Consider the following 20,437-nt stretch of genomic DNA (forward strand, 5'->3'; position numbering starts at 1 on the left):
GAATAGTTAGACGCTGACCAGTTCCTTGTCCCGGTCTTCATCGGATTCGATGAAGAGTTCTTCGTCCTCCACCGGAGGGAGGGAAGCCTGCTTTGGAGCCACTTGCAGTGCCGCAATCTCCGCTTCTGGAATCGGGTGGGCAGTGGTTTTCACCGGTTTGAGGCAATCAATGATGACCACCACCGCGAAGGAAACCAGCGCCCAGAGTCCGAGCACCATGAGGTGCGAGCCGAGGTTAGCACCGTCGAAGTACAGGATCGAACGGGCCGACTCGACCGCCGCCGGCATGGGCAGAATCTGATGCAACACGGTGAAAATATGCGGTTCCATGTAGATAGACAGTGCAGCGTTCGAGGCAGGAACGCCCAAGAACATTGCCACGGCCAAGGTGGGAAGGATTGCGAACATTCCAATGAGCCGGTTGAAGATCGTGGTGAACATCGACAAAGCAAAAATCGTCAAGATGCCAAGACCAAACAGCTGCCAGAAGTGTCCATCCACCGCACCGGTGATGGGCCCAGCAATCAACCACAACACCAGTGACATAAAGGCCGCGTAGCCCATCAGCAAGGGAAGAAGCTTCTTCAATGGCAGCAGGTGTGGGGCGGCGGTGCCGGCGACCACTATGACCATGAAGCCTGCCATGATCCAACCCATGGCAAGGTACATCACGACGGTGCCCGAATTATCGCTATTCGGCAGCGGAGCGAGTTCCTCTTGGGTCAATTCCATGCCCTGTGCGTCGGCAATCTGCTCAAATACTCGGCTCACCACCTGCTTCGCAGCGTTGCCGCTTGCCTGCGCGGTGTACAAGGTGGCTTCGGCGTGTGTTGCATCCGGTAGTACGAAGGTCGCGACGAAGTCCTGCTTGCCCATCAGGGTGACCGCGTCCTCTGCCGAGTCCAGGGCGGTCAGATCGAACATGCCAGAGAGGTTCTCGTTGAGCCCATCCACGCTCTGTTGCGCCTGTTTCATAGTGGATCCCACTACGGCCACGGGCATATCACGCGGGGTCGGCTCGTGCATGGCGCCGAGCATGAAGGTCAACATCATGGCGATCATGCCTAGGGGGAATGCCACCAGTGAGAGGTATCGCCAGAATTTCCTTTGTGGACGTGGGCCACCGTGCAAGGACGCAATATTGATGCTGGTGGGGATCGCGCTTTTGCCTCGCGCATGTTTTCGAGCATCCCACAGCACGGTCAGTACCAGACCCACAACTGCGCCCAGTGCAAGCATCAATAGGTGTTTGGTTGCGCCGTCACCGTCAAAGTACATGATTGAACGCAACGCTTCGCCCAGTGCGGGCATCGGCAGGAAAGAGTGTAGGAATGGAAAGATCGAAGGCAAAGAGTAGACCGACATACCCATATTCGAGGCTGGTTGACCCAACACCATCAGGACCAGCATCCCCGGGATCACTGCCATGGCTCCGAAGAGCCGAGTAAAGAGCAGATGGATCGAGCCGACGGCAAACACGCCTAGGGCCAACGTTCCCATGACGGGAACCACGTCGGAACCTTGCAACACGCCAAGAATAGGGCCGGTGATCAGCGCGCCCAGGGCGGAAATGATGATGGACCAGCCGGCAAGGAGTGGAACCGAACGGCGGAAGCGCAGTAGCTCTGGTGAATTGGAGAGCACCATGGACCACGGCATATAGCCGGCGGTGATCATGGCGGTGGCGAGGAACATTGCGCCGAGGCCCGACATGTCATTTTCGGGCAGTGGCGCGAGATCTTCGGAGAACACCTTCAGGTCTGCTTCGAGCAGCACCGGCGTGATGGCGGCGCTCGCCGTGCTGGTCGCCGAGGCGCCGGCACCCGAGGCGCTGTAGAGCGTGGCGGTTTTTCCGTCCAATACGACGGCGGCCGAGGCCTTACGGTCATACACCATTTCGCGGGCTTCAAGGGCGGAATCGAGCCGGGTAATCTCCAAGGCCCCCGGGTCAGCATCACCTAGTTCTTGAGCGAGATCCGCGACCTTGGTTAAGTTGGAGCCGGCTACGACCACCGGCATATCCTTGGCCGATTGATGGTGCATAGCCCCCATGTAGCCAAGGATCATCATGCCTACGATCATCAGTGGCATTAGGAAGACCATCACGGTACGGGCGATTTTTTCGATCTTGGAACGTTTCGCTGCAGCGGCGACGGGATCCAGCTCCGGCGTCTGTTTGCGTTTGGACTTTCTGCTCTCGACCGGAGGATCAGTGACTTCTGGGGGATTGCTCAAACGTTCGTGCTCCTGCATGAATCAGATTATTAGTTGTTATCGTTCAACTAATTTACGCCACATGGCGTAAATTGTATAATGAACGAGGTGAGAATCACTATTGAGCTGTTGCACGTTGGTGGCGCCAGGAAAGGTCGGGGATTGTTGTGAGTCGACAAGGTGAACGAGCGCGCGAAGTCCTGCTTGACGCTGCCGAAGAGCTTTATGCCTGCCATGGCATTGACGCGGTATCCAGCAGGCGGATTACCGAGCATGCTGGTACCGCTAACCACTCGGCGATTGCCTATCATTTCGGGAACCGCGATGGTCTGTTGCGTGCGCTGATCGAACGCTCGGTCCTCCCGGTTGATGCGCGACGCAAACAGTTGGTGGCAGAGCTGGGGGAAGATGCGGGGCTTCGCGAGGTCCTCGCTTGCCGTATCCTGCCATGGCTTGAGCATCTGGGTCAGCTACCGGCGCCTAGTTGGCGAGCCAGGTTTCTATTTCAAGTTCGTACGGTTCCCTCGGTGGGTGAGCTGCTAACCGATTCGCTCTTGCATGTCGAAGATATTGAGCGGCTCAATCTGCGTACCGGTGAACAGTTGGAGGGGATTCCTGCGGTAGTTCTGCGCGCCCGGTCCGGAATTATGGGGCATCTGGTGCTCGGGATCAGCAGTCAATATGAGCAGCGCATCCACGAGGGTGTTGAGCAGCCTGACTGGTTGGCGGTTGGCTACTTCTTGCTCGATACCTGTGTAGGCATGATTTCTGCTCCTAGTACGCAGCGCGCCGATTTTATGGTGACACCGTTGAGTCCCACGTTTATTTAGTCCTTTTAAGCACGTAAAGACCATGCTCGGCGCCTCCGGAGCATGGTCTTTACGCTGTTCGTGGCCCACGGGGTGGGCGGGTGTTTACCTGCGCAGTAAACGATCAAAAAAGGTTGGCGCGGAAGGGTTGATACGTGCACGTGGGGACATATCTGGATCCAGATTTTCTATTGGCTGGAACATTCCCGTTTGGAGTGCTGCGGTCGCGCTGAGGACTCGCGCTTCCTTGGGTGAGTAGTTGATGCTGGCCGGCTGGTTGGCGGTCATGGCGACCCTCCTTCTTGATTCTTTTCATTCCACAATATGGAAGTTAAATTTTGTTCTACGGAACCAGTATCTCTGGGTAGCTAGAGTCTTGGCAAGGGTTTACGCCTAAAAACTTCTTTCGACCGAAATCCCGGACAATAAATCACACTTCAAAAAATAGCCTTGGCAAACCCCTTGACGGAAGTGGTGTGAGTTGGCTTACAGTAGTGGAACGAAGATTCCACGATCCAAAAACATCGAGTCGAAGCCGATAAACCATCGGTGGTAAGGGTGTTCAGCCGCCGGATTGTGGTGTAGGAAAAGAGCTGATCACCCAATGAACCTCGAAGAATTTAACAATCTCCCCCAGAGGCAGGCCGCAGCTATTCTGCGCCCATGCCTCGATGTGGAGCGTTGGATCAACGACATCGTCGCATCTCGTCCCTACGCAAGTAACGATGAATTACTTGCAGCAGGTTCTCGAAGTGCCGAATCCCTGAGCGAAGCAGAGACCGCCGCCGCGTTGGCGCACCATCCAAGAATTGGTGAACGAGCCGATGGTAACTCGGCCGAAGCCACCCTTTCACGCGGTGAACAGGCGGCCCTGCAACTGAACGAGGACATTACCGCTCAGCTTTCCACGGCTAACCGTGCCTACGAAGACCGATTTAACCGGGTATTCCTTATCCGTGCCGCCGGTCGAAGTAGCGCCGAAATCCTGAGCGAATGCGAACGCCGTTTAGGCAATGACGATGACATTGAAGCGCGCGAAGTCGCCGAGCAACTGAGCGCCATTGCGCTGCTACGGCTAGAACAAGTCGTCAGCAACTAAAGCCACCCCTTTGAACTAAGGAGTACTCCATGGATGAACAGACCGCGCAACGCAGTCACATCACCACCCATATTCTCGACACCGGGACCGGGAGGCCTGCCTCTGGTGTTAAGGCCACGCTGGAAGCCAATTTGGCATCCGGCTGGCAAGAAATCGGATCCCAGATCACCGATGCGGACGGACGCATTAAGAATCTTGGACCGACTCAGGTTGAAATAGGCCGCTACCGGATTTCCTTTGAAACCGGTGACTATTTCGGGAAGCAGGGAACGGAAACTTTCTTCCCCGCGGTAAGCATCGACTTTTACGTCTCTGACGTTGCCGAGCATTACCACGTACCCCTTCTTATCAGCCCGTTTGCATATTCCACGTACCGAGGAAGTTAGAGTCATGACCGCACAAATTAACGCCCCAGCCGGAACCAAAATCGTCCTAGGAAGCAACCAGTACGGTAAAGCGGAAGTCCGCCTGGTGAAGATCACCCGAGACACCGACCGTCATCAGATCCAAGATCTAAACGTCACCAGCCAACTTCACGGAGACTTTGCCGCCGCCCACACCGATGGGGACAACGCCCATGTGGTCGCCACCGACACCCAGAAGAACACCGTATACGGTTTGGCCCGTGACGGAGTGGCTTCACCAGAGGAGTTCCTGGTGCGACTCGGCGAACACTTCACCAGCGAATTCGCTTGGGTTAGCGGAGGACGCTGGGCCGCACAGCAATTCTTCTGGGACCGCATCAACGACCATGATCACGCGTTCTCGCAGAACAAGTCAGAGGTGCGCACCGCGGTCTTGGAAATTGCCGAGAACGGTGAGAAAAGTATTGTTGCAGGACTTGAAGACCTGACGGTTTTGAAGTCCACCGGCAGCGAATTCCATGGGTTCCCAGTGGATAAATACACCACTCTCAAGGGCACCACCGAACGAATTCTCGCCACCGATGTCACCGCCCGTTGGCGCTACACCCCGGAAGGTGTCGCAGCCGGCATCGACTTTGATGCAGTGTATGCGTCGGTGCGATCCTTGCTGCTGACCCAGTTTGCACTCACGCACTCCTATGCCTTGCAGCAGAGCATGTACAACATGGGCCAAGCGGTATTGGAGGCACATCCAGAAATCGCTGAAATCAAGATGTCCTTGCCAAACAAGCACCACTTCCTGGTGGATCTTGATGCTTTTGGTCAAGACAACCCGAATGAAGTGTTCTTTGCTGCTGACCGTCCATACGGACTGATCGAAGCAACTGTCACCCGTGAGGGCACCGAGGCTAACCATCCGGTCTGGGCTAATATCCCTGCATTTATCTAACTCGACGTGAAAAGGGTGTGCCAGTGCTGGTACACCGGTACACCCTTTTGGCAGCGACTGACGTAGGAGGTCAGCCTTGAGCGCTACACACAATGAACCTATCAAAACAGCACGCCCGGAAGACGCTAAATTACCTTTTGGGAAGTCGTTGGCCTACGGGCTTCAGCATGTATTGACGATGTATGGCGGCATTATCGCCCCACCTCTCATCATCGGTGGAGCGGCCGGTCTCAGCAGTGAAGAAGTAGGGCTCCTGGTCGCCAGCTGCCTATTCATTGGTGGGCTTGCAACCATCCTGCAGACCATCGGTATTCCTTTCTTCGGTGCCCAACTGCCGCTGGTTCAGGGCACCTCGTTCGCCTCCGTGGCAACCATGGCCGCCATCGTCAATGGTGGTGGAGGGCTTCCTGCAGTCTTCGGTGCGGTGCTGGTCGCGGCGCTCATTGGCTTCCTCATAGCCCCATTCTTCGCCCGAGTCATTAGATATTTCCCGCCGGTAGTCACCGGCGTGGTGATCACCATGATCGGCATTTCATTGACCCCGGTAGCCGCAAACTGGGCCATGGGTGGAGACGCTAAAGCAGATGACTACGGATCACTGGCAAATATTGGTTTAGCAGCCGGTACCTTGCTACTTGTCTTGCTGCTGTCCAAGGTCGGCAACGCAGCCATCTCGAGAATGTCTATCTTGATCGCAATCGTTTTAGGCACCGTCGGCGCCGCCTTGCTTGGCATGGCCGACTTCTCCCAAGTGGGCACCGGCGCGATCTTCGCCTTCCCACAGCCGCTGGCCTTCGGCATGCCGGTCTTTGAACTCGGTGGAATCATCTCGATGACTATCGTTGTTTTGGTCATCTTGACGGAGACAACCGCCGATATTCTTGCGGTCGGTGAAATCGCTGGTTCCCGCGTGGATTCCAAACGGATCGCCGACGGACTACGCGCAGATATGGCATCTTCGGCGGTAGCCCCAATCTTTAATACCTTCACCCAGTCTGCCTTCGCGCAGAATGTTGGTCTGGTAGCAATTACCGGGATCACCAGTCGCTTTGTTGTGGCTGCCGGTGGCGGAATCCTGGTGGTTCTTGGACTGCTTCCAATCCTGGGACGAGTAGTCGCGGCAATCCCCACGCCAGTTCTTGGTGGTGCTGGAATCGTCTTGTTCGGAACCGTGGCTGCCTCGGGAATTCGCACGCTGTCGAAGATCAAATATGACGGAATGAACCTGGTGATTGTGGCCGCGTCCATCTCCTTTGGCTGTATCCCCATCGTGAAGCCTGACTTCTATGCAAACTTCCCAAGCTGGTTTGAAACGATCTTCCACTCGGGGATCTCCTCGGCGGCCATCATGGCAGTGTTGCTGAACTTGCTGTTCAACGAATTCAAGTTCGGAAATACCAAGAACTCATCGGTCTTCTCCGCCGCCCCGCCACGTCTGGTGAAGCGCGAAGAGATCTGCGGACTGATCGAGGGTGACCACTTTGAAGGTGGCATGCTCATCGATAAGGAAGGCTATGAAATTCCCGTGGTGACCCCCGAAGAATTTGAACAGATTCAGACTGGAGCCATTGAGATGCCTGTACCCAGAGTTGCCAAAACATCGGAGCACTGACGGCGAAAATCCTATCGACAAGCTAGATGAACAAGAATGAAAGTACCAATTTTGGCAAAGTGCCCGCAGATGGATATCTGCGGGCACTTTGCCATGTTCTCAAACCGAGAAAACCCCAATATGTGAGCAATATGGGAATTTATTGTCGGAGGGGCTCGTGGGGTTTGCGATAATGACGAATGTGAATACTTTCCAGACTGACGCCGAGAGCTCTTCCAGCCGGCCGCCATCGATGGCGGACGTGGCAGCAGTCGCCGGGGTCTCCCACCAAACTGTGTCCCGGGTTTTAAACGATCATCCGAACGTGCGCGAAGGTACCCGAGTGCGGGTCTTGGAGGCGATTAAAGAACTTGGATATCGACGGAACCTCGCCGCCCGTGCCTTGGCGACGGCGCAAACTCGCACCATCGGTATCTTGACCATTGGTAGTGAGTTTTTTGGGCCGCAGTCCACCGTGCTTGCGGTGGAAGCGGCGGCTCGAGCCCAGGGCTATTTTGTCACGGTGACCTCAATGGACAGTTATGACCTCGGCGGCGCGGTCACCGCACTGAACCATCTCACCGACCAGGGTGTGGACGGTGTGGTGGTAGTGGCCCCGCACGATCAGGTCACCGAGGCCATCGATGAACTAAAGCTGAAGGTGCCGGTGGTCGTGGTGGCCGCCCGCACGAACGTTCCGGAGAATGATCCGGTGCACTACGTATATGTTGATCAACGCGATGGGGCACGGCAGGCCACCGAGCATTTAATTTCGCTAGGACACCAGAAAATAGTGCACGTTTCGGGACCCACCGGATGGTTTGACGCGACCGAACGCAAAATTGGATGGGCTGAGTCCATGGCGGCCGCGGGTTATGACGCGGTGGAATTTCCCGCCGAGTCCTGGCTGGCTCCAAGTGGTTACGTCGCGGGGGTTAGTCTTGCGCCGCGGGTAAAAGCCGGAGAGATTACCGCGGTTTTTGCATCCAATGATTATCTGGCCATCGGGCTATTGCGCGCCTTTTGGGAAGCTGGGGTATCGGTTCCCGAAGACGTGTCGGTGGTGGGCTTTGATGATTTGCAGATTGCGGAATTTTACATCCCAAAACTGACCACGGTGCGTCAGCCCTTTGCCGACGTGGGGAGAGCCGCGCTCGCCGAGTTGCTCAACGATGAGCCGGGGTTGTCTGGTCCGCGAATGATCGCTCCAACGATGATTGTTCGAGCAAGCACTGCGCCACCCGCGCGGAGCTGATTTCTGCCCCATGGTGGGTGACTTAAACTTCTCCATGTGTTGCGCATCGCATTTTGTTAGCGCTAACATTATGTGAGCGTTCCGCCTTGCCGTAGGGCCTAGTGCTCTCAGGCGCAGCGGAACGCGAACGCAAAGAATGTCACCCGCACCAAGGGTGCAGGACGGAGAAGTCATGACTGATCACCACGTAGGTATGTCCGCGCCCGAGCTGATCGGTTCGGGACGTGCGGTGCTCGGCATCGAGTTCGGCTCGACAAATATCAAGGCGAGCCTCATCGGGCCCAATCACGAACAGCTGGCCAGTGGCCAACATGCGTGGGAAAACCAGTTTGTGGACCGCCGCTGGACCTATTCACGTGAAGCTATCATGACCGGTTTGCAAGAGTGCTTCGCCGATCTGGTGCGGGAGTGCGAACAACAATATTCGGTGCGCCCCAGCAACTTTGCAGCCATTGGTATTTCGGCCATGATGCACGGCTATCTAGCCTTTGATGGTGCCGATCAGTTGCTTGTCCCATTCCGGACCTGGCGCAATACCTCCACCGGACGGGCCGCCGAAGAACTAAGCAATGCTTTTGAGTTCAACATCCCTCAGCGCTGGTCAGTAGCCCACTACTACCAGGCACTATTGGATAACGAGCAACATGTTGCCCAGGTAGCTAGCCTCAATACCTTGGCTGGTTTTGTTCATCAGCAGCTCACCGGGCGCCGAGTACTAGGTGCCGGAGACGCCTCGGGTATGTTCCCGCTGGATAGTTCCGTTCTTGGCTATGACACCAAATTCTTAGCAACCTTTGACTCGCTAGCCCAGCGACTAGGTGCCACTGGCACACTGGCCGAGCTGCTACCTGAGGTGTTGCCTGCCGGTGCCGATGCTGGAAGCCTCACCGCGCAGGGTGCACTGCTGCTTGACCCTACCGGCCAGTTGCAGCCTGGAGCGCAATGCTGCCCACCCGAAGGGGACGCCGGAACCGGGATGGTGGCAACCAACTCGGTGGCCCCACGCACCGCAAATGTGTCGGTCGGAACCTCAATCTTCTCAATGGTGGTCCTAGATGCCGCGCTGCGCGAAGTTCACCCCGAAATTGACATCGTGACCACCCCCACCGGGGATCCGGTAGCCATGGTGCACTGCAATAACGGCGCCAGCGAGCTGGCCAGTTGGGCTTCGGTCTTCGGGCAATTCGCCTCCGCGCTGGGCCAGAAGGTCTCTGCGGATGAGGTGTACCAGGCGCTTTTGACCTCGGCACTAGACGGTGCCGCGGACGGGGGAGGACTCGTTGCCTACAACTACCTTTCCGGAGAACCGGTCACCGGGTTAGCGGAGGGCCGACCGCTGGTAGTGCGTACCCCCGACTCAACGCTAAATCTTGCAAACTTCATGCGAACTCAGGTGTATTCGATGTTTGCGACCTTGAGCGTGGGGATGGAGATCCTTGGCTCAGAGGGTGTCAAAATTCAGAAAATGTTTGCCCACGGCGGCATTTTCCGCACCGCACAAGCCGCCCAACGGCTCCTCGCCGCGGCACTTAATGTGCCGGTTTCCGTAGGAAGTACGGCACAACACGGTGGACCCTGGGGGATTGCCGTGCTGGCCGCATATCGCCACTATTCCGGCACGCACCCAACGGTGAGCCTCGCCGAATATCTGAATTTGCAGGTTTTCGCGAACGCGCAGCTAGACGAGGTAACACCTCTGCCACAGGATGTAGCCGGTTACGCAGACTACCTGCTCAGTTACCGGGCAGGGCTGGACATTGAACGCGCCGCGATCAAAGCAATCTAAAACATTTCCACCTCGGCACCAAGGAGTTCTCAGATGAGCGATGCTCAAGGATTAGCCAAATACTCAGCAGCAATGCGCCAAGAAATTGCGCAAACACGCGAACTCGTCGCGCAACTGCACGCTGAACTACCGCGTTATGAGCTGGTGGTGTGGACCGCCGGAAACGTCTCGCAGCGCGTTCGAAACCCAGAGGTCCCCGATGGCAGCGCAGACGTGTTCGTCATTAAACCCTCCGGCGTTGCCTATGAGGAATTGACTGCTGATTCCATGGTGGTCTGCACGCTGGATGGGCAGCTCATCGACGGAACCCGCGCTCCGTCCTCGGATACAGCCGCGCACGCCTACACCTACCAACATCTGGCGCATGTTGGCGGCGTGGTGCATACCCACTCGACCTACGCGACCGCGTGGGCTGCCCGTGGGGAAGAAATTCCTTGTGTGCTGACCATGATGGCAGATGAATTTGGCGGACCTATTCCGGTGGGCCCCTTCGCCATCATTGGTGATGACTCCATCGGCCGCGGCATCGTCCAGACGCTACGCGAGTCGCGTAGCCCGGCGGTACTCATGCAAAACCATGGTCCTTTCACCATTGGCAAGGACGCACGCTCCGCCGTCAAGGCGGCGGTGATGTGTGAAGAGGTGGCCCGCACAGTTCACATCTCCCGCCAATTAGGTGACCCGGTGCCGATGCGCAGCGAAGATATCGACGCACTCTACGCACGCTACCAAAACGTTTACGGACAATAAGCGCTTCTTTCGCGCCCACCTACTTCAATCCGAAAGGACATCATGAGCAAAGCATATGAATCCAAGGAAATCTGGTTCTTCACCGGAAGCCAAGACCTCTACGGGGAAGAAACCCTGTGTCAGGTCGCCGAGCAGTCGCGCGAGGTTGCCCAGGCACTGGGTGATTCCGACCAGGTGCCCGCCAAGGTGATCTGGAAGCCGGTACTTAAGGATTCGGATTCGATTCGTCGGGCCATGCTGGACGCAAATTCGGATGACAATGTGCTCGGCGTGATTACCTGGATGCACACCTTCAGCCCAGCCAAAATGTGGATCTCGGGTCTGAAAGCACTGACTAAGCCACTATTGCACCTGCATACTCAGGCCAATGTTGAACTTCCTTGGGACAGCATTGACTTCGATTTCATGAACCTGAACCAGGCCGCACACGGTGACCGTGAATACGCGTACCTCGCAACCCGTATCGGTGCCACCCGTACCACGGTGGTTGGTCACGTTTCCAACCCGGCGGTAGCCGGGCGTATCGGCAATTGGGTGCGAGGTGCCGCAGGCTGGAACGCCACCCAGACGATGAAATTGGTTCGATTCGGCGACAATATGCGCAACGTTGCGGTAACCGAAGGGGATAAGACCGAAGCAGAACTACGCTTCGGCGTCTCAGTGAACACTTGGGCCGTGAACGACCTGGTGGAAGCCGTGGAAGCAGTTTCCGAGTCTGCCGTGGATGAACTCGTTGCAGATTACGAGCGTGAATACGACGTCTCCGCCGAGTTGTGTGCCGGCGCCGAGCGTCATGAATCGCTGCGCTATGCCGCGCGACAGGAATTGGCCATCGAGTCCTTCCTACGCGAGCTAGGTGCATGGGCGTTCACCACGAACTTTGAAGATCTTGGGGGGCTCAAGCAGCTACCGGGCCTGGCGGTACAGCGTCTCATGGGCAAGGGCTACGGCTTCGGTGCCGAAGGTGACTGGAAGACTGCGGTGCTGGTGCGTGCGGCCAAGGTGATGGGCGCAGGGCTCCCCGGTGGCGCCTCGCTGATGGAGGATTACACCTATGACCTGACCCCGGGCAAGGAACTGATCCTCGGTGCGCACATGCTTGAGGTGTGCCCGTCACTGACCACTACCAAGCCACGAATCGAAATTCACCCGCTGGGCATTGGTGGCCGTGAAGATCCGGTGCGCATGGTCTTTAACGCGGACGCGACCACCGGGGCCGTAGTTGTTTCCATGGCCGATATGCGTGAGCGTTTCCGTTTGACCGCCAACGTAGTGGACGTGGTTACGCCGCCACAGGACCTGCCAAACTTGCCGGTGGCACGCGCCGTTTGGCAGCCACGACCAGACTTCTCCACCTCGGCCGAATCCTGGTTGACCGCCGGTGGAGCGCACCACACGGTGATGTCTACGGCCGCCGGTATTGAGGCCTTTGAGGTCTTTGCTGAAATCACTGGCACCGAATTGTTGGTCATTGACGAGAACACGACGCGTCGCGGGTTCGCCGAACAGGTGCGACTGAACCAGGCGTACTACCGTCTGGCTCAGGGTCTGTAAGAAAAAAAGAAGAGCTAGGGCCGGCAACAAAATTTGCCGGCCCTTGCTCTTGATGTGCACGATCTCAACTTAGTCAGACATGCCGAACCACGTCGAAGATGCACAAGTCACGCAGAATGCAGCGAGAATCCTTGGCCACGGATCAGGCCTGAATTTCTGAGCGCACTAACACTTCACCGTGAACGTCTTCGACGGTAATTTCTACGGTGAGGTGGTCGCTCGCCACCATTGAATTGAGTCCAGCATTTACGTGAGTAAGGATTTCTTGCTCAATTTCGTGCACGGTGGACTTGGTGAGCATACTTACCGTGCATCTGATCAACCACATAGTATGTGGGATCGAGGTATCGGTGGCTCTGACTTCCGTGTAGTTCAATTGGGTCTTTCGAGATTCGGAGAACTCGGCTCGTATGCGAGTAATGATCTCGGTGGAAGACACGCGTACTGGTTTTCTCGTTTCGGGAGTTGCCGCATCCCAGCTGCGTTGCAAAGGACGCAAGTTTGAGATTTTATCTAAAACATTGCGCATGAATTCTGGAGTGTTGTCCGCACTCGAACTAGCCCGCAATTGCGACAACATCTTGGCGTCTTGATCTTTGAGCCGGCGTCGCTCCTGATGGCACCATCTGCATTCCAGCTCGTGCAGGCTTGGCGCCTCGTCAAGTTTTTGAAGTATGTCATCCGTCGTGCGTCCGCAGGGAAGATTTTTCATGACACCGCCTCAGTGATTAGTTTTCGTGCCCGGGCAATCCGGCCGCGGATGGTCGATTCGGACGTGTTAGTGATGCGGGCAGCTTCCTGGTAGCTGAGTTCTTCGAGACAAACAAGCACGAAGGCCTGGCGCAAAGCGGAGGGGAGGGTGGCTAAAATACTCCAGGCTCGTTCCGTTTCGCTTCGTTGCACGGCAACATTTTCCGGAGAAAGATATTCGGGAGCCGCCACCAACGCTAGTTCTTCATTGTCAATCGAGGGGACTTGGTTTTTCGGGGAACGTACGCGATCTAAACAGATATTGCGTGCCACCCGGTAGAGCCATGTTTTAAATGCCCCATTCTGATTTAGCGTTGGAAGGCTTTTCCAAGCCTTAACCCAGGTGTCCTGAAGCGCGTCGTCCACATCCTGCCAATTGTTGAAAAAAGAGCGACAATATCTGCGTAAGCCAGGGCTCAGCTCGACTACCAGCGCAGCAAATGCTTGTTGATCCCCTTCACGCGAGCGGCCCACTAAGGCAAGTAACTCGAGTGCTTCCATGCATCACCTCATATGTGACTTAGATCACTCATATTATGTGTGAGGATATTGTTATGCACCTCGTCTGTATGAGTGTAGGCGAAAATTTCGTCGCGAAAGTAGGAGTGAGAACATGACGCAGCCACAGATGAACGACAAGATCATCAAGCCCACCGGAGAAGAGATTGAGCGTCAGTCGAAGCGTCAGCAAGCGCAAGCGGAACCGGAAGAACAGCTTGTAGGTCCGCTGCATACCGAGCTTGGCAAGACGACCATCGAGGACCGCGTTGTCCAGAAAATCGCAAGTATTGCCGCTCGCGAAGTCCCAGGGGTCTATGCCATGGGTAACGCAGCACGCCGCACTTTTAATTCTTTGGCAGATCGCATCCCAGGAGCTTCGGCCAACACCGCGGGCGGCGTCAGCGTAGAAAAGGGCGAGCAGCAGACGGCTATCGATGTGTCGATTGTAATTTCCTACGGCTTCTCAATCGTCGACGTCTCCAGTGACATTCGTTCAAACATCATTTCGCAGGTCGAGCGCGCCACCGGCCTGGAGGTCATTGAGGTGAATATCGATGTTACCGATGTTCACCTGCCAGAAGACGATGAAGATGACAATGAACCACGCGAAGACCTGAAGTAATCACGAAACCATCGATGAGCAGCGAAGGGAACAACCATGAATCAAATTAGGTGGGGACTAGCCGTGGGGCTAGTCGCGGGATTGCTGATTGCCTTCGGCTCTTTCACCCAATTTATTGTCGTAGCGTTTTTTGTTCTCATCGGTGGAGCGGTTGGCTGGTTCCTGCAGTCTCGCGTCGACTGGGAGCGCGTGTTTATTAATCGTCGGCGGTGAGTGGCTTGGTAAGTGAGATCAATTCCCGTGGAACCACCACCATTGCCACGCAAATATACGCGAAGATCGCTGCTAAGGCAGCCTCTGATATCGCTGGTGTGGGCTCCAGCAGCGGTGGCCTGCTGAGCTTGGGTAAGCCCACAGCAATCACCGGACGTCCGCAAGTTGATGCGGAGGTTTTGGGTGGAACTGTAGCGGTATCCATTAAGGCTGGCTTGCGATACCCGATGAACATCGAGCAAACCTGTGACGCCGTGAGGCGCCGAGTGACAGATGAGCTTAGGAAGTACTTGGGGGTCTCATCTGTGCAGGTTGACATCGATATTTCATGGCTACATGCGTCGGGAACTTCAGCGAAGGAGAGGCTCCTATTGTGAGTAGGTTTTGGTATGTTCGCAGCGCTCGTACGGTGGCATTGCTACTCATCGCACTGCTCGTGCTCTCGGTGAGCATTGCTGCACTGATACTTTGTCAGATCCGACTGAACAGTGGCGCCTGGCCCGAGTGGATCAGCGGGCTCCTGGGCGCAGCGAAGGAAATGACGTGGTTAGATGCGGGGTTGCTTGGTACTGCCATTGGATTGGTCATCATCGGTCTTTTGCTTCTTGGTGCGGCGGTGATCCCAGGAAAGCGCAAGACAGCGTTGCTGGACTGGGACTCGCAGGAGCTTAGCGAAGAGTGGACGATGGATCCGCGTGGACTGTCCAACCTTGCGCGGTATGAAGCCGAACGGACCGATGGCGTTCACAAAGCGTCAGTGTCCTTCCGGGCACAAGAACTGAAAATTCACGTTTCAACGCCGGTTCATGAGGTTGCCGAGGTTAAAAATTCGGTTCAGGAGCATGTGAAAGCCGCCCTGGCAGCGATTCCTTTGTCTCGTGGGGTCAAGGTCAGCGCCAGAGTCCTGACGAAAGGGGAGCGGTAACCGTGTGGAAGACTAACGGTGCGCGTCAGCGCGTAATTCTTGCAGTAGTAGGGCTATTCCTCGTGGCCGCTGGCGGGGCTCTGGGTTGGGGCAGGTGGAACGCGCCTAATGCTGATCAGCCGGTCCTGGACGGTCTGGAGCGCGGGGCCTGGTCGGATGCAATGCCGTCGATAGTCATTTATGCGTCGCTGTTCCTCGCATTGCTTTCAGTGGCATCTTTGATTGTCATTTTGTCGACGTTCCCCCGTAAACCGTCAAATCAGAAGTTCACCTATCGGTCCAAAGAGCAATCGGGGATCAGTCGAATCGACACCGGTGTTATTTCACGTGCAGCGCAGGATGCCGCGAAGGTTCATCCGGAACTCCTTGATGCTTCTATCCGCATCGGTGGCAGTACCGAAAGCCCGGTGCTCTACGCGTGGTTCACCTTGCGTGTTGACGCTTCGCCGATCGAAAGTATGAATTTGGTCCGCTCCCGGCTAATCCCGGACATGGAAACCGCGCTGGGTCGAGGTTTTGCGCAGAAGCACGTCAAAGTGGATTTTGGGTTCAATAAGTCTGAATCAGATTCCAAGGTAACGCTTAATTAGACGGGTAGTACGTCGATATCGACGAGGTAGTTGAGCTAGCTTCGCGATCAGTGCTCAGGAGCGCAGTGGGTTGGTGCTCGCTGCGAAGAAATAATTATATTCAGTGACCGTCACCGGAGTTTATCCGGGGATGGTCACTGTCGTTTGAGTATCGAAGTTATCTAGCTTGTTAGCTGCTGACATATAGTCAGTGGGAACGATGGGCAGAGGTTGTCGTCCGTGGCGCTTGTTACTCTTGAGTAGGCGAAATTTTCCCTGCCAACGGCTAAATTTCCTGGCCAGTTGCGCGGTAGCTGGTGTTCTAGATTTGAGAAATAAAAATTCTTCTCCAAAAAAGTGGCTCAAAGCACGTTGTTAGCGCTAACATAGTGTGAGCCCGGTCGCACCGCCGGTGCGAATCGGAACACGCAGGAGGAAAAGATGGCACGGAATAACTGGGCTCGCCGAGCGGTAGTCACGTTCGGATCCCTAGCACTGGTCGGCTCATTGGCCGCATGTGGCGGTGGCGGAGCAGGAAGTGGCGACGCAGCCGGTGGCGACAGCAAGGCACCTGAAGATATTCAGGTCGGTGTCGCCATGCCAACCGAAACCTCCGAGCGTTGGATTGCCGACGGCGAAGCCGTGAAGTCCCAGCTTGAAGAAGCCGGCTACGAAGTCTTCATGCAGTTCGCCAACGATGACATCCCGACTCAGCAGCAGCAGATCGACCAGATGATCACCAAGGGTGCAGACATCCTTGTGGTCGCCTCCATCGATGGCACCGCACTGTCCAGCCAGTTGCAGGCTGCAGCTGACCAAGACATTCCGATCATTTCCTATGACCGTCTGATCAACGGCACCGAAAACGTTGACTTCTACGTCACCTTCGACAACTACAAGGTTGGCGTGCAGCAGGCTACCTCGCTGTTGACCGGCCTCGGCCTTGTTGATGATAAGGGCGAGAAGACCGGTAAGAAGGGCCCGCTGAATATCGAGCTCTTCGCCGGCTCCATCGATGACAATAACGCGCACTTCTTCTGGAAGGGTGCCATGGATACCCTGAAGCCATTTATGGATGACGGCACCTTGGTAGTCAAGTCCAAGCAGACCAAGATTGAACAGGCAGCAACCCTGCGCTGGAGCCAGGAAGAAGCCCAGAGCCGCATGGAGGACTTGATCACCGCGCACTACGCCGGTGGCAAGACCAAGATTGACGGTGTGCTCTCACCATTCGACGGGATCTCCCGCGGCATCCAGACCGCACTGACCAACGCTGGCTACGGCAAGTCCATCAAGGACGGTCTGCCAATCATCACCGGTCAGGACGCCGAAATCGCTTCGGTGAAGCTGATTCAGGATGGCGTCCAGTACGCGACCATCTTCAAGGACACCCGCAAGCTGGCATCCCAGGCAGTCACCGCTGTGAAGTCCTACGCAGAGGGTACCGAGCCGGAAGCTAACGACACCGAATCCTACGACAACGGCAAGAAGGTTGTTCCTTCCTTCCTGCTTGATTCGGACATCGTGACCGCCGATAACATCAGCTCGTTGCTGGTTGACTCCGGTTACTACACCGCCGCTGAGGTCAAGGCAGGCCAGACCAAGTAGTACTCGGTGTACGACGCGTTGGCGGGTGCTGAAACTTAGTACCCGCCAACGCAGCCACCACGCAGCATGCAGTACCCAGATCACAACAAGGACGGCGCCAGTATGGACAGCACCATCCTGCAGATGCAGGACATCACCAAGACATTCCCCGGGGTCAAAGCCTTAGACGGAGTAAACCTTTCCGTCAGGCAAGGTGAAATCCACGCCATCTGCGGCGAAAACGGGGCCGGCAAATCAACCCTTATGAAGGTGCTCTCCGGCGTCTATCCACACGGTAGCTACGACGGAAAAATCCTGTTCAACGGTCAAGAGCTCAAGGCTTCGAGCATCAAGGATTCCGAAGCCAAAGGCATCGTGATCATTCACCAAGAATTGGCTCTGGTGCCCTACCTGTCGGTGGCCGAGAACCTCTTCCTTGGCAACGAGACCAAGCGCCGCGGACTGATCGACTGGCAAGAAGCAAACCAGCGTGCCGCCAAGTTGCTGGCCCGCGTGGGTCTGGCAGAGTCTCCGGTCACTCCGGTGGGACAGCTCGGCGTTGGCAAGCAGCAGCTGGTGGAAATCGCCAAGGCGCTGAACAAGGACGTGAAGCTACTGATCCTTGACGAGCCAACTGCCGCCTTGAACGATGACGATTCCGAACATTTGCTTAACTTGCTGCGCGAGCTGCGTGAGCAGGGAATTACCTGCATCATCATTTCGCATAAGTTGGGCGAAATTGAAGATATCGCCAATAACACCACCATTATCCGTGACGGTCAGACCGTGGAGTCCCTAGACATGGCGGACCCCGGATCGACGCAGAACCGGATCATCCAGGGCATGGTGGGACGCTCCCTCTCGGCGCGTTACCCAGACCGGGAACCGAATATTGGCCAAGTAGTCTTCGAGGTACGCGACTGGTCGGTGCACCATCCCACGCAGCATGAGCGTGTGGTGGTCAATAAAGCCTCACTCGACGTACGTGCCGGAGAAATTGTTGGCATTGCCGGGCTCATGGGCGCAGGACGCACCGAACTGGCAATGAGCATCTTTGGACACAGCTACGGACGCGGCATTTCCGGTACCGTGCTGATGGACGGACGCCCGGTAGATACCTCCACCGTAGGCAAGGCCATCAAGGCCGGTATTGCCTATGTTTCTGAGGACCGCAAAAAATTCGGGCTGAACTTACTCGAAGATATTCGCGTCAACACCACCGCCGCCGGGCTCGGAAAGATCTCTTCGCGCGGGTTTGTTAATGGCAACAAGGAAATCCAGATTGCCGAGCACTACCGCAAATCTATGCGCATTAAGGCGCCGAGCGTGCTGGCTAAAACCGGCAACCTCTCCGGCGGTAACCAGCAGAAGGTAGTACTGGGCAAGTGGTTGCATACCGCCCCTGAACTGTTGATCTTGGATGAACCAACCCGCGGTATCGACGTCGGCGCAAAGTATGAGATCTACACGATCATCAATGAGCTTGCTGCCTCCGGTAAGGCGGTGCTGGTGATCTCCTCGGAACTGCCCGAACTGCTGGGTATCTGCGACCGTATCTACACCCTTGCTTATGGCCGAATGACCGGCCAACTCCCGAAAAGCGAAGCCACCCAGGAACGCCTCATGGAGCTTATGACCATCGAGAAGGAAAACGTCCGATGACACTGAAAACCGAGCTGAAAGACATTTTCACCAAGAACTTGCGCACCAGTGGCATCTATATTGCCTTCGTGCTCATCGTGGTGCTCTTTACCATCATGACCGACGGGCTGCTGCTCAGCCCGATCAACCTGACAAACATTATTTTGCAGTACTCGTATGTGCTGATCTTGGCGCTGGGCATGATCATGGTCATTGTCGCCGGACATATTGACCTGTCGGTAGGTTCCTTGGTCGCCTTAACCGGTGCGGTCTCCGCGGTACTGGTCATCAAAACCGGGGCCCCCTGGTGGGTTGGTATTCTCGCGGCGGTAGCCGTGGGTGCTTTGTGTGGTGTGTGGCAGGGATTCTGGGTGGCCTATGTGGGCATCCCGGCGTTCATCGTCACCTTGGCCGGCATGCTGCTGTTCCGTGGTTTGACCTACGAAGTGCTCAACAACGTCTCACTGTCCCCATTCCCTGGTGAATACCAGCAGGTGGCCGGCGGCTTCCTAAACGGTCTGCTCGGCGGTTACGGCTTTGACATGTTTACCGTGCTAATCGGCGTAGTAGCCGTGGCAGGTCTGGTGTGGTCGCAGTACAGCACACGTCGTGGACGGGTGAAGTTTGGTCAGGATGTTGAGTCGATGGCCATGTTCATCGCGAAGAACGCCCTGTCGGCGATCGTGATTCTCTGGTTCTTCTGGCAGATCGCCATCAGCCGCGGTATGCCAATCGTGCTGATCATTCTGGGCGTACTGGTTATCGCCTACCACGTGTTGACCACACGGACCGTGTTCGGTCGCCACATTTACGCCATTGGTGGCAACCTCTCGGCCGCTAAACTTTCGGGTGTCAACGTCAAGAAGGTCAACTTCTGGATCTTCATCAACATGGGCATGCTTGCCGGTGTGGCCGGAGCGGTCTTCTCCTCACGCTCCAATGGTGCCCAGCCCGGTGCAGGTAACATGTTTGAGCTAGACGCCATCGCTGCCTGTTTCATCGGTGGCGCCTCGACAACCGGCGGTGTGGGCCGAGTAACCGGCGCAATCGTTGGTGGCTTGGTGATGGCGGTACTGTCCAACGGCATGCAGCTGATGGGTGTCGGTGCTTCGGCACAGCAAATCGTCAAGGGCCTCGTGCTCTTGCTCGCCGTTGCCTTTGATATCTACAACAAGCGCCGCGCAGGCGAAGCCAGCTAAACGCTTCGAACCCTCCCTCCGGTTCACCTTGGCTCACGCCTGAAAAGGACCTGTGGGA

At 56.2% G+C, this 20,437-nt stretch carries 21 protein-coding genes; 17 read left to right on the forward strand and 4 right to left on the reverse strand.

Annotated elements, in window-relative coordinates; all coding sequences use genetic code 11:
- Nucleotides 1–6: 6 nt before the first annotated feature.
- Nucleotides 7–2,253 (reverse strand): ABC transporter permease, encoded by a 2,247-nt coding sequence (locus CQ011_RS08385; RefSeq protein ID WP_105676619.1) that lies wholly within the window; start codon nt 2,251–2,253, stop codon nt 7–9.
- 128 nt (nt 2,254–2,381) lie between these two features.
- Between CQ011_RS08385 and CQ011_RS08390 the strand changes: the two genes are divergently transcribed.
- A complete protein-coding gene (locus CQ011_RS08390; protein WP_181148039.1) occupies nt 2,382–3,044 on the forward strand; it encodes a TetR/AcrR family transcriptional regulator in 663 nt (220 codons plus the stop codon).
- Between the two features lie 84 nt (nt 3,045–3,128).
- Here the strand turns inward: CQ011_RS08390 and CQ011_RS08395 are convergent, their stop codons facing one another.
- Complete coding sequence (locus CQ011_RS08395) at nt 3,129–3,311, reverse strand: hypothetical protein (protein WP_105676629.1); 183 nt, start codon at nt 3,309–3,311, stop codon at nt 3,129–3,131.
- 316 nt (nt 3,312–3,627) lie between these two features.
- On the opposite strand from CQ011_RS08395, the gene uraD reads away from it, so the two are divergent.
- The 8 genes from uraD (at nt 3,628) to araA (ending at nt 12,372) form a co-directional block, all read left to right on the forward strand.
- Nucleotides 3,628–4,122 carry a 2-oxo-4-hydroxy-4-carboxy-5-ureidoimidazoline decarboxylase gene (gene uraD, locus CQ011_RS08400; protein ID WP_105676634.1) on the forward strand — a complete coding sequence of 165 codons (495 nt, stop codon included), beginning with the start codon at nt 3,628–3,630 and terminating at the stop codon, nt 4,120–4,122.
- A gap of 29 nt (nt 4,123–4,151) precedes the next feature.
- Nucleotides 4,152–4,508: a hydroxyisourate hydrolase gene (gene uraH / locus CQ011_RS08405; protein WP_105676639.1), complete on the forward strand. Its 357-nt coding sequence runs from the start codon at nt 4,152–4,154 to the stop codon at nt 4,506–4,508.
- A gap of 4 nt (nt 4,509–4,512) precedes the next feature.
- Nucleotides 4,513–5,436, forward strand: a complete 924-nt coding sequence (gene pucL / locus CQ011_RS08410; protein WP_105676640.1) for a factor-independent urate hydroxylase — start codon at nt 4,513–4,515, stop codon at nt 5,434–5,436.
- Between the two features lie 76 nt (nt 5,437–5,512).
- Entirely contained in the window at nt 5,513–7,048 is a 1,536-nt protein-coding gene (locus CQ011_RS08415; protein WP_181148040.1) for a nucleobase:cation symporter-2 family protein, read from the forward strand.
- A gap of 172 nt (nt 7,049–7,220) precedes the next feature.
- Nucleotides 7,221–8,282 carry a LacI family DNA-binding transcriptional regulator gene (locus tag CQ011_RS08420; protein ID WP_502692879.1) on the forward strand — a complete coding sequence of 354 codons (1,062 nt, stop codon included), beginning with the start codon at nt 7,221–7,223 and terminating at the stop codon, nt 8,280–8,282.
- A 172-nt stretch (nt 8,283–8,454) separates the two neighbouring features.
- Nucleotides 8,455–10,068, forward strand: coding sequence for a xylulokinase (locus tag CQ011_RS08425; RefSeq protein WP_286161136.1), 1,614 nt, complete (start codon nt 8,455–8,457; stop codon nt 10,066–10,068).
- A gap of 33 nt (nt 10,069–10,101) precedes the next feature.
- Nucleotides 10,102–10,818, forward strand: coding sequence for an L-ribulose-5-phosphate 4-epimerase (locus tag CQ011_RS08430; protein WP_105676641.1), 717 nt, complete (start codon nt 10,102–10,104; stop codon nt 10,816–10,818).
- A 42-nt stretch (nt 10,819–10,860) separates the two neighbouring features.
- Nucleotides 10,861–12,372: an L-arabinose isomerase gene (araA, locus tag CQ011_RS08435; RefSeq protein WP_105676642.1), complete on the forward strand. Its 1,512-nt coding sequence runs from the start codon at nt 10,861–10,863 to the stop codon at nt 12,370–12,372.
- A 142-nt stretch (nt 12,373–12,514) separates the two neighbouring features.
- On the opposite strand, the gene CQ011_RS08440 is transcribed toward araA, so the two are convergent.
- Both CQ011_RS08440 and CQ011_RS08445 read right to left on the reverse strand, forming a co-directional pair.
- Nucleotides 12,515–13,084, reverse strand: coding sequence for a hypothetical protein (locus CQ011_RS08440; protein WP_146112587.1), 570 nt, complete (start codon nt 13,082–13,084; stop codon nt 12,515–12,517).
- On the reverse strand, nt 13,081–13,623 hold the full coding sequence (locus CQ011_RS08445) for an RNA polymerase sigma factor (RefSeq protein WP_105676651.1): 543 nt from the start codon (nt 13,621–13,623) through the stop codon (nt 13,081–13,083). The genes CQ011_RS08440 and CQ011_RS08445 overlap by 4 nt, the downstream gene beginning before the upstream one ends.
- A gap of 112 nt (nt 13,624–13,735) precedes the next feature.
- Between CQ011_RS08445 and CQ011_RS08450 the strand changes: the two genes are divergently transcribed.
- The 8 genes from CQ011_RS08450 to mmsB all read left to right on the forward strand — a co-directional run bounded on the left by CQ011_RS08450 (nt 13,736) and on the right by mmsB (nt 20,379).
- On the forward strand, nt 13,736–14,245 hold the full coding sequence (locus CQ011_RS08450) for an Asp23/Gls24 family envelope stress response protein (RefSeq protein WP_286161137.1): 510 nt from the start codon (nt 13,736–13,738) through the stop codon (nt 14,243–14,245).
- Nucleotides 14,246–14,281: 36 nt separating this feature from the next.
- Nucleotides 14,282–14,458 (forward strand): NAD(P)(+) transhydrogenase (Re/Si-specific) subunit beta, encoded by a 177-nt coding sequence (locus CQ011_RS17665; RefSeq protein ID WP_146112588.1) that lies wholly within the window; start codon nt 14,282–14,284, stop codon nt 14,456–14,458.
- Complete coding sequence (locus tag CQ011_RS08455) at nt 14,455–14,835, forward strand: Asp23/Gls24 family envelope stress response protein (protein WP_105676654.1); 381 nt, start codon at nt 14,455–14,457, stop codon at nt 14,833–14,835. Before CQ011_RS17665 ends, CQ011_RS08455 begins: the two co-directional genes overlap by 4 nt.
- Complete coding sequence (locus tag CQ011_RS08460) at nt 14,832–15,383, forward strand: DUF6286 domain-containing protein (RefSeq protein ID WP_105676656.1); 552 nt, start codon at nt 14,832–14,834, stop codon at nt 15,381–15,383. The genes CQ011_RS08455 and CQ011_RS08460 overlap by 4 nt, the downstream gene beginning before the upstream one ends.
- A 2-nt stretch (nt 15,384–15,385) precedes the next feature.
- A complete protein-coding gene (locus tag CQ011_RS08465; RefSeq protein ID WP_105676659.1) occupies nt 15,386–15,973 on the forward strand; it encodes an Asp23/Gls24 family envelope stress response protein in 588 nt (195 codons plus the stop codon).
- A 420-nt stretch (nt 15,974–16,393) separates the two neighbouring features.
- Entirely contained in the window at nt 16,394–17,560 is a 1,167-nt protein-coding gene (gene chvE, locus CQ011_RS08470; RefSeq protein WP_105676664.1) for a multiple monosaccharide ABC transporter substrate-binding protein, read from the forward strand.
- 102 nt (nt 17,561–17,662) lie between these two features.
- The gene (gene mmsA / locus CQ011_RS08475; RefSeq protein WP_105676666.1) at nt 17,663–19,201 is read left to right on the forward strand and encodes a multiple monosaccharide ABC transporter ATP-binding protein; all 1,539 of its coding nucleotides are present in this window, start codon (nt 17,663–17,665) and stop codon (nt 19,199–19,201) included.
- A complete protein-coding gene (gene mmsB, locus CQ011_RS08480) occupies nt 19,198–20,379 on the forward strand; it encodes a multiple monosaccharide ABC transporter permease (protein ID WP_105676670.1) in 1,182 nt (393 codons plus the stop codon). Before mmsA ends, mmsB begins: the two co-directional genes overlap by 4 nt.
- Nucleotides 20,380–20,437: the final 58 nt, after the last annotated feature.

This window comes from Arthrobacter sp. MYb213 (genome assembly GCF_002979915.1).
Classification (GTDB): Bacteria; Actinomycetota; Actinomycetes; order Actinomycetales; family Micrococcaceae; genus Glutamicibacter.

Excerpts from the sequence above, each read along its gene's own strand:
- CQ011_RS08385 (WP_105676619.1), bottom strand. The coding sequence starts at position 2,253 with ATGCAGGAGCACGAACGTTTGAGCAATCCCCCAGAAGTCACTGATCCT.
- CQ011_RS08395 (WP_105676629.1), bottom strand. The coding sequence starts at position 3,311 with ATGACCGCCAACCAGCCGGCCAGCATCAACTACTCACCCAAGGAAGCG.
- uraD (WP_105676634.1), top strand. The coding sequence starts at position 3,628 with ATGAACCTCGAAGAATTTAACAATCTCCCCCAGAGGCAGGCCGCAGCT.
- uraH (WP_105676639.1), top strand. The coding sequence starts at position 4,152 with ATGGATGAACAGACCGCGCAACGCAGTCACATCACCACCCATATTCTC.
- pucL (WP_105676640.1), top strand. The coding sequence starts at position 4,513 with ATGACCGCACAAATTAACGCCCCAGCCGGAACCAAAATCGTCCTAGGA.
- CQ011_RS08420 (WP_502692879.1), top strand. The coding sequence starts at position 7,221 with ATGACGAATGTGAATACTTTCCAGACTGACGCCGAGAGCTCTTCCAGC.
- CQ011_RS08425 (WP_286161136.1), top strand. The coding sequence starts at position 8,455 with ATGACTGATCACCACGTAGGTATGTCCGCGCCCGAGCTGATCGGTTCG.
- CQ011_RS08430 (WP_105676641.1), top strand. The coding sequence starts at position 10,102 with ATGAGCGATGCTCAAGGATTAGCCAAATACTCAGCAGCAATGCGCCAA.
- araA (WP_105676642.1), top strand. The coding sequence starts at position 10,861 with ATGAGCAAAGCATATGAATCCAAGGAAATCTGGTTCTTCACCGGAAGC.
- CQ011_RS08440 (WP_146112587.1), bottom strand. The coding sequence starts at position 13,084 with ATGAAAAATCTTCCCTGCGGACGCACGACGGATGACATACTTCAAAAA.
- CQ011_RS08445 (WP_105676651.1), bottom strand. The coding sequence starts at position 13,623 with ATGGAAGCACTCGAGTTACTTGCCTTAGTGGGCCGCTCGCGTGAAGGG.
- CQ011_RS08450 (WP_286161137.1), top strand. The coding sequence starts at position 13,736 with ATGACGCAGCCACAGATGAACGACAAGATCATCAAGCCCACCGGAGAA.
- CQ011_RS17665 (WP_146112588.1), top strand. The coding sequence starts at position 14,282 with ATGAATCAAATTAGGTGGGGACTAGCCGTGGGGCTAGTCGCGGGATTG.
- chvE (WP_105676664.1), top strand. The coding sequence starts at position 16,394 with ATGGCACGGAATAACTGGGCTCGCCGAGCGGTAGTCACGTTCGGATCC.
- mmsA (WP_105676666.1), top strand. The coding sequence starts at position 17,663 with ATGGACAGCACCATCCTGCAGATGCAGGACATCACCAAGACATTCCCC.
- mmsB (WP_105676670.1), top strand. The coding sequence starts at position 19,198 with ATGACACTGAAAACCGAGCTGAAAGACATTTTCACCAAGAACTTGCGC.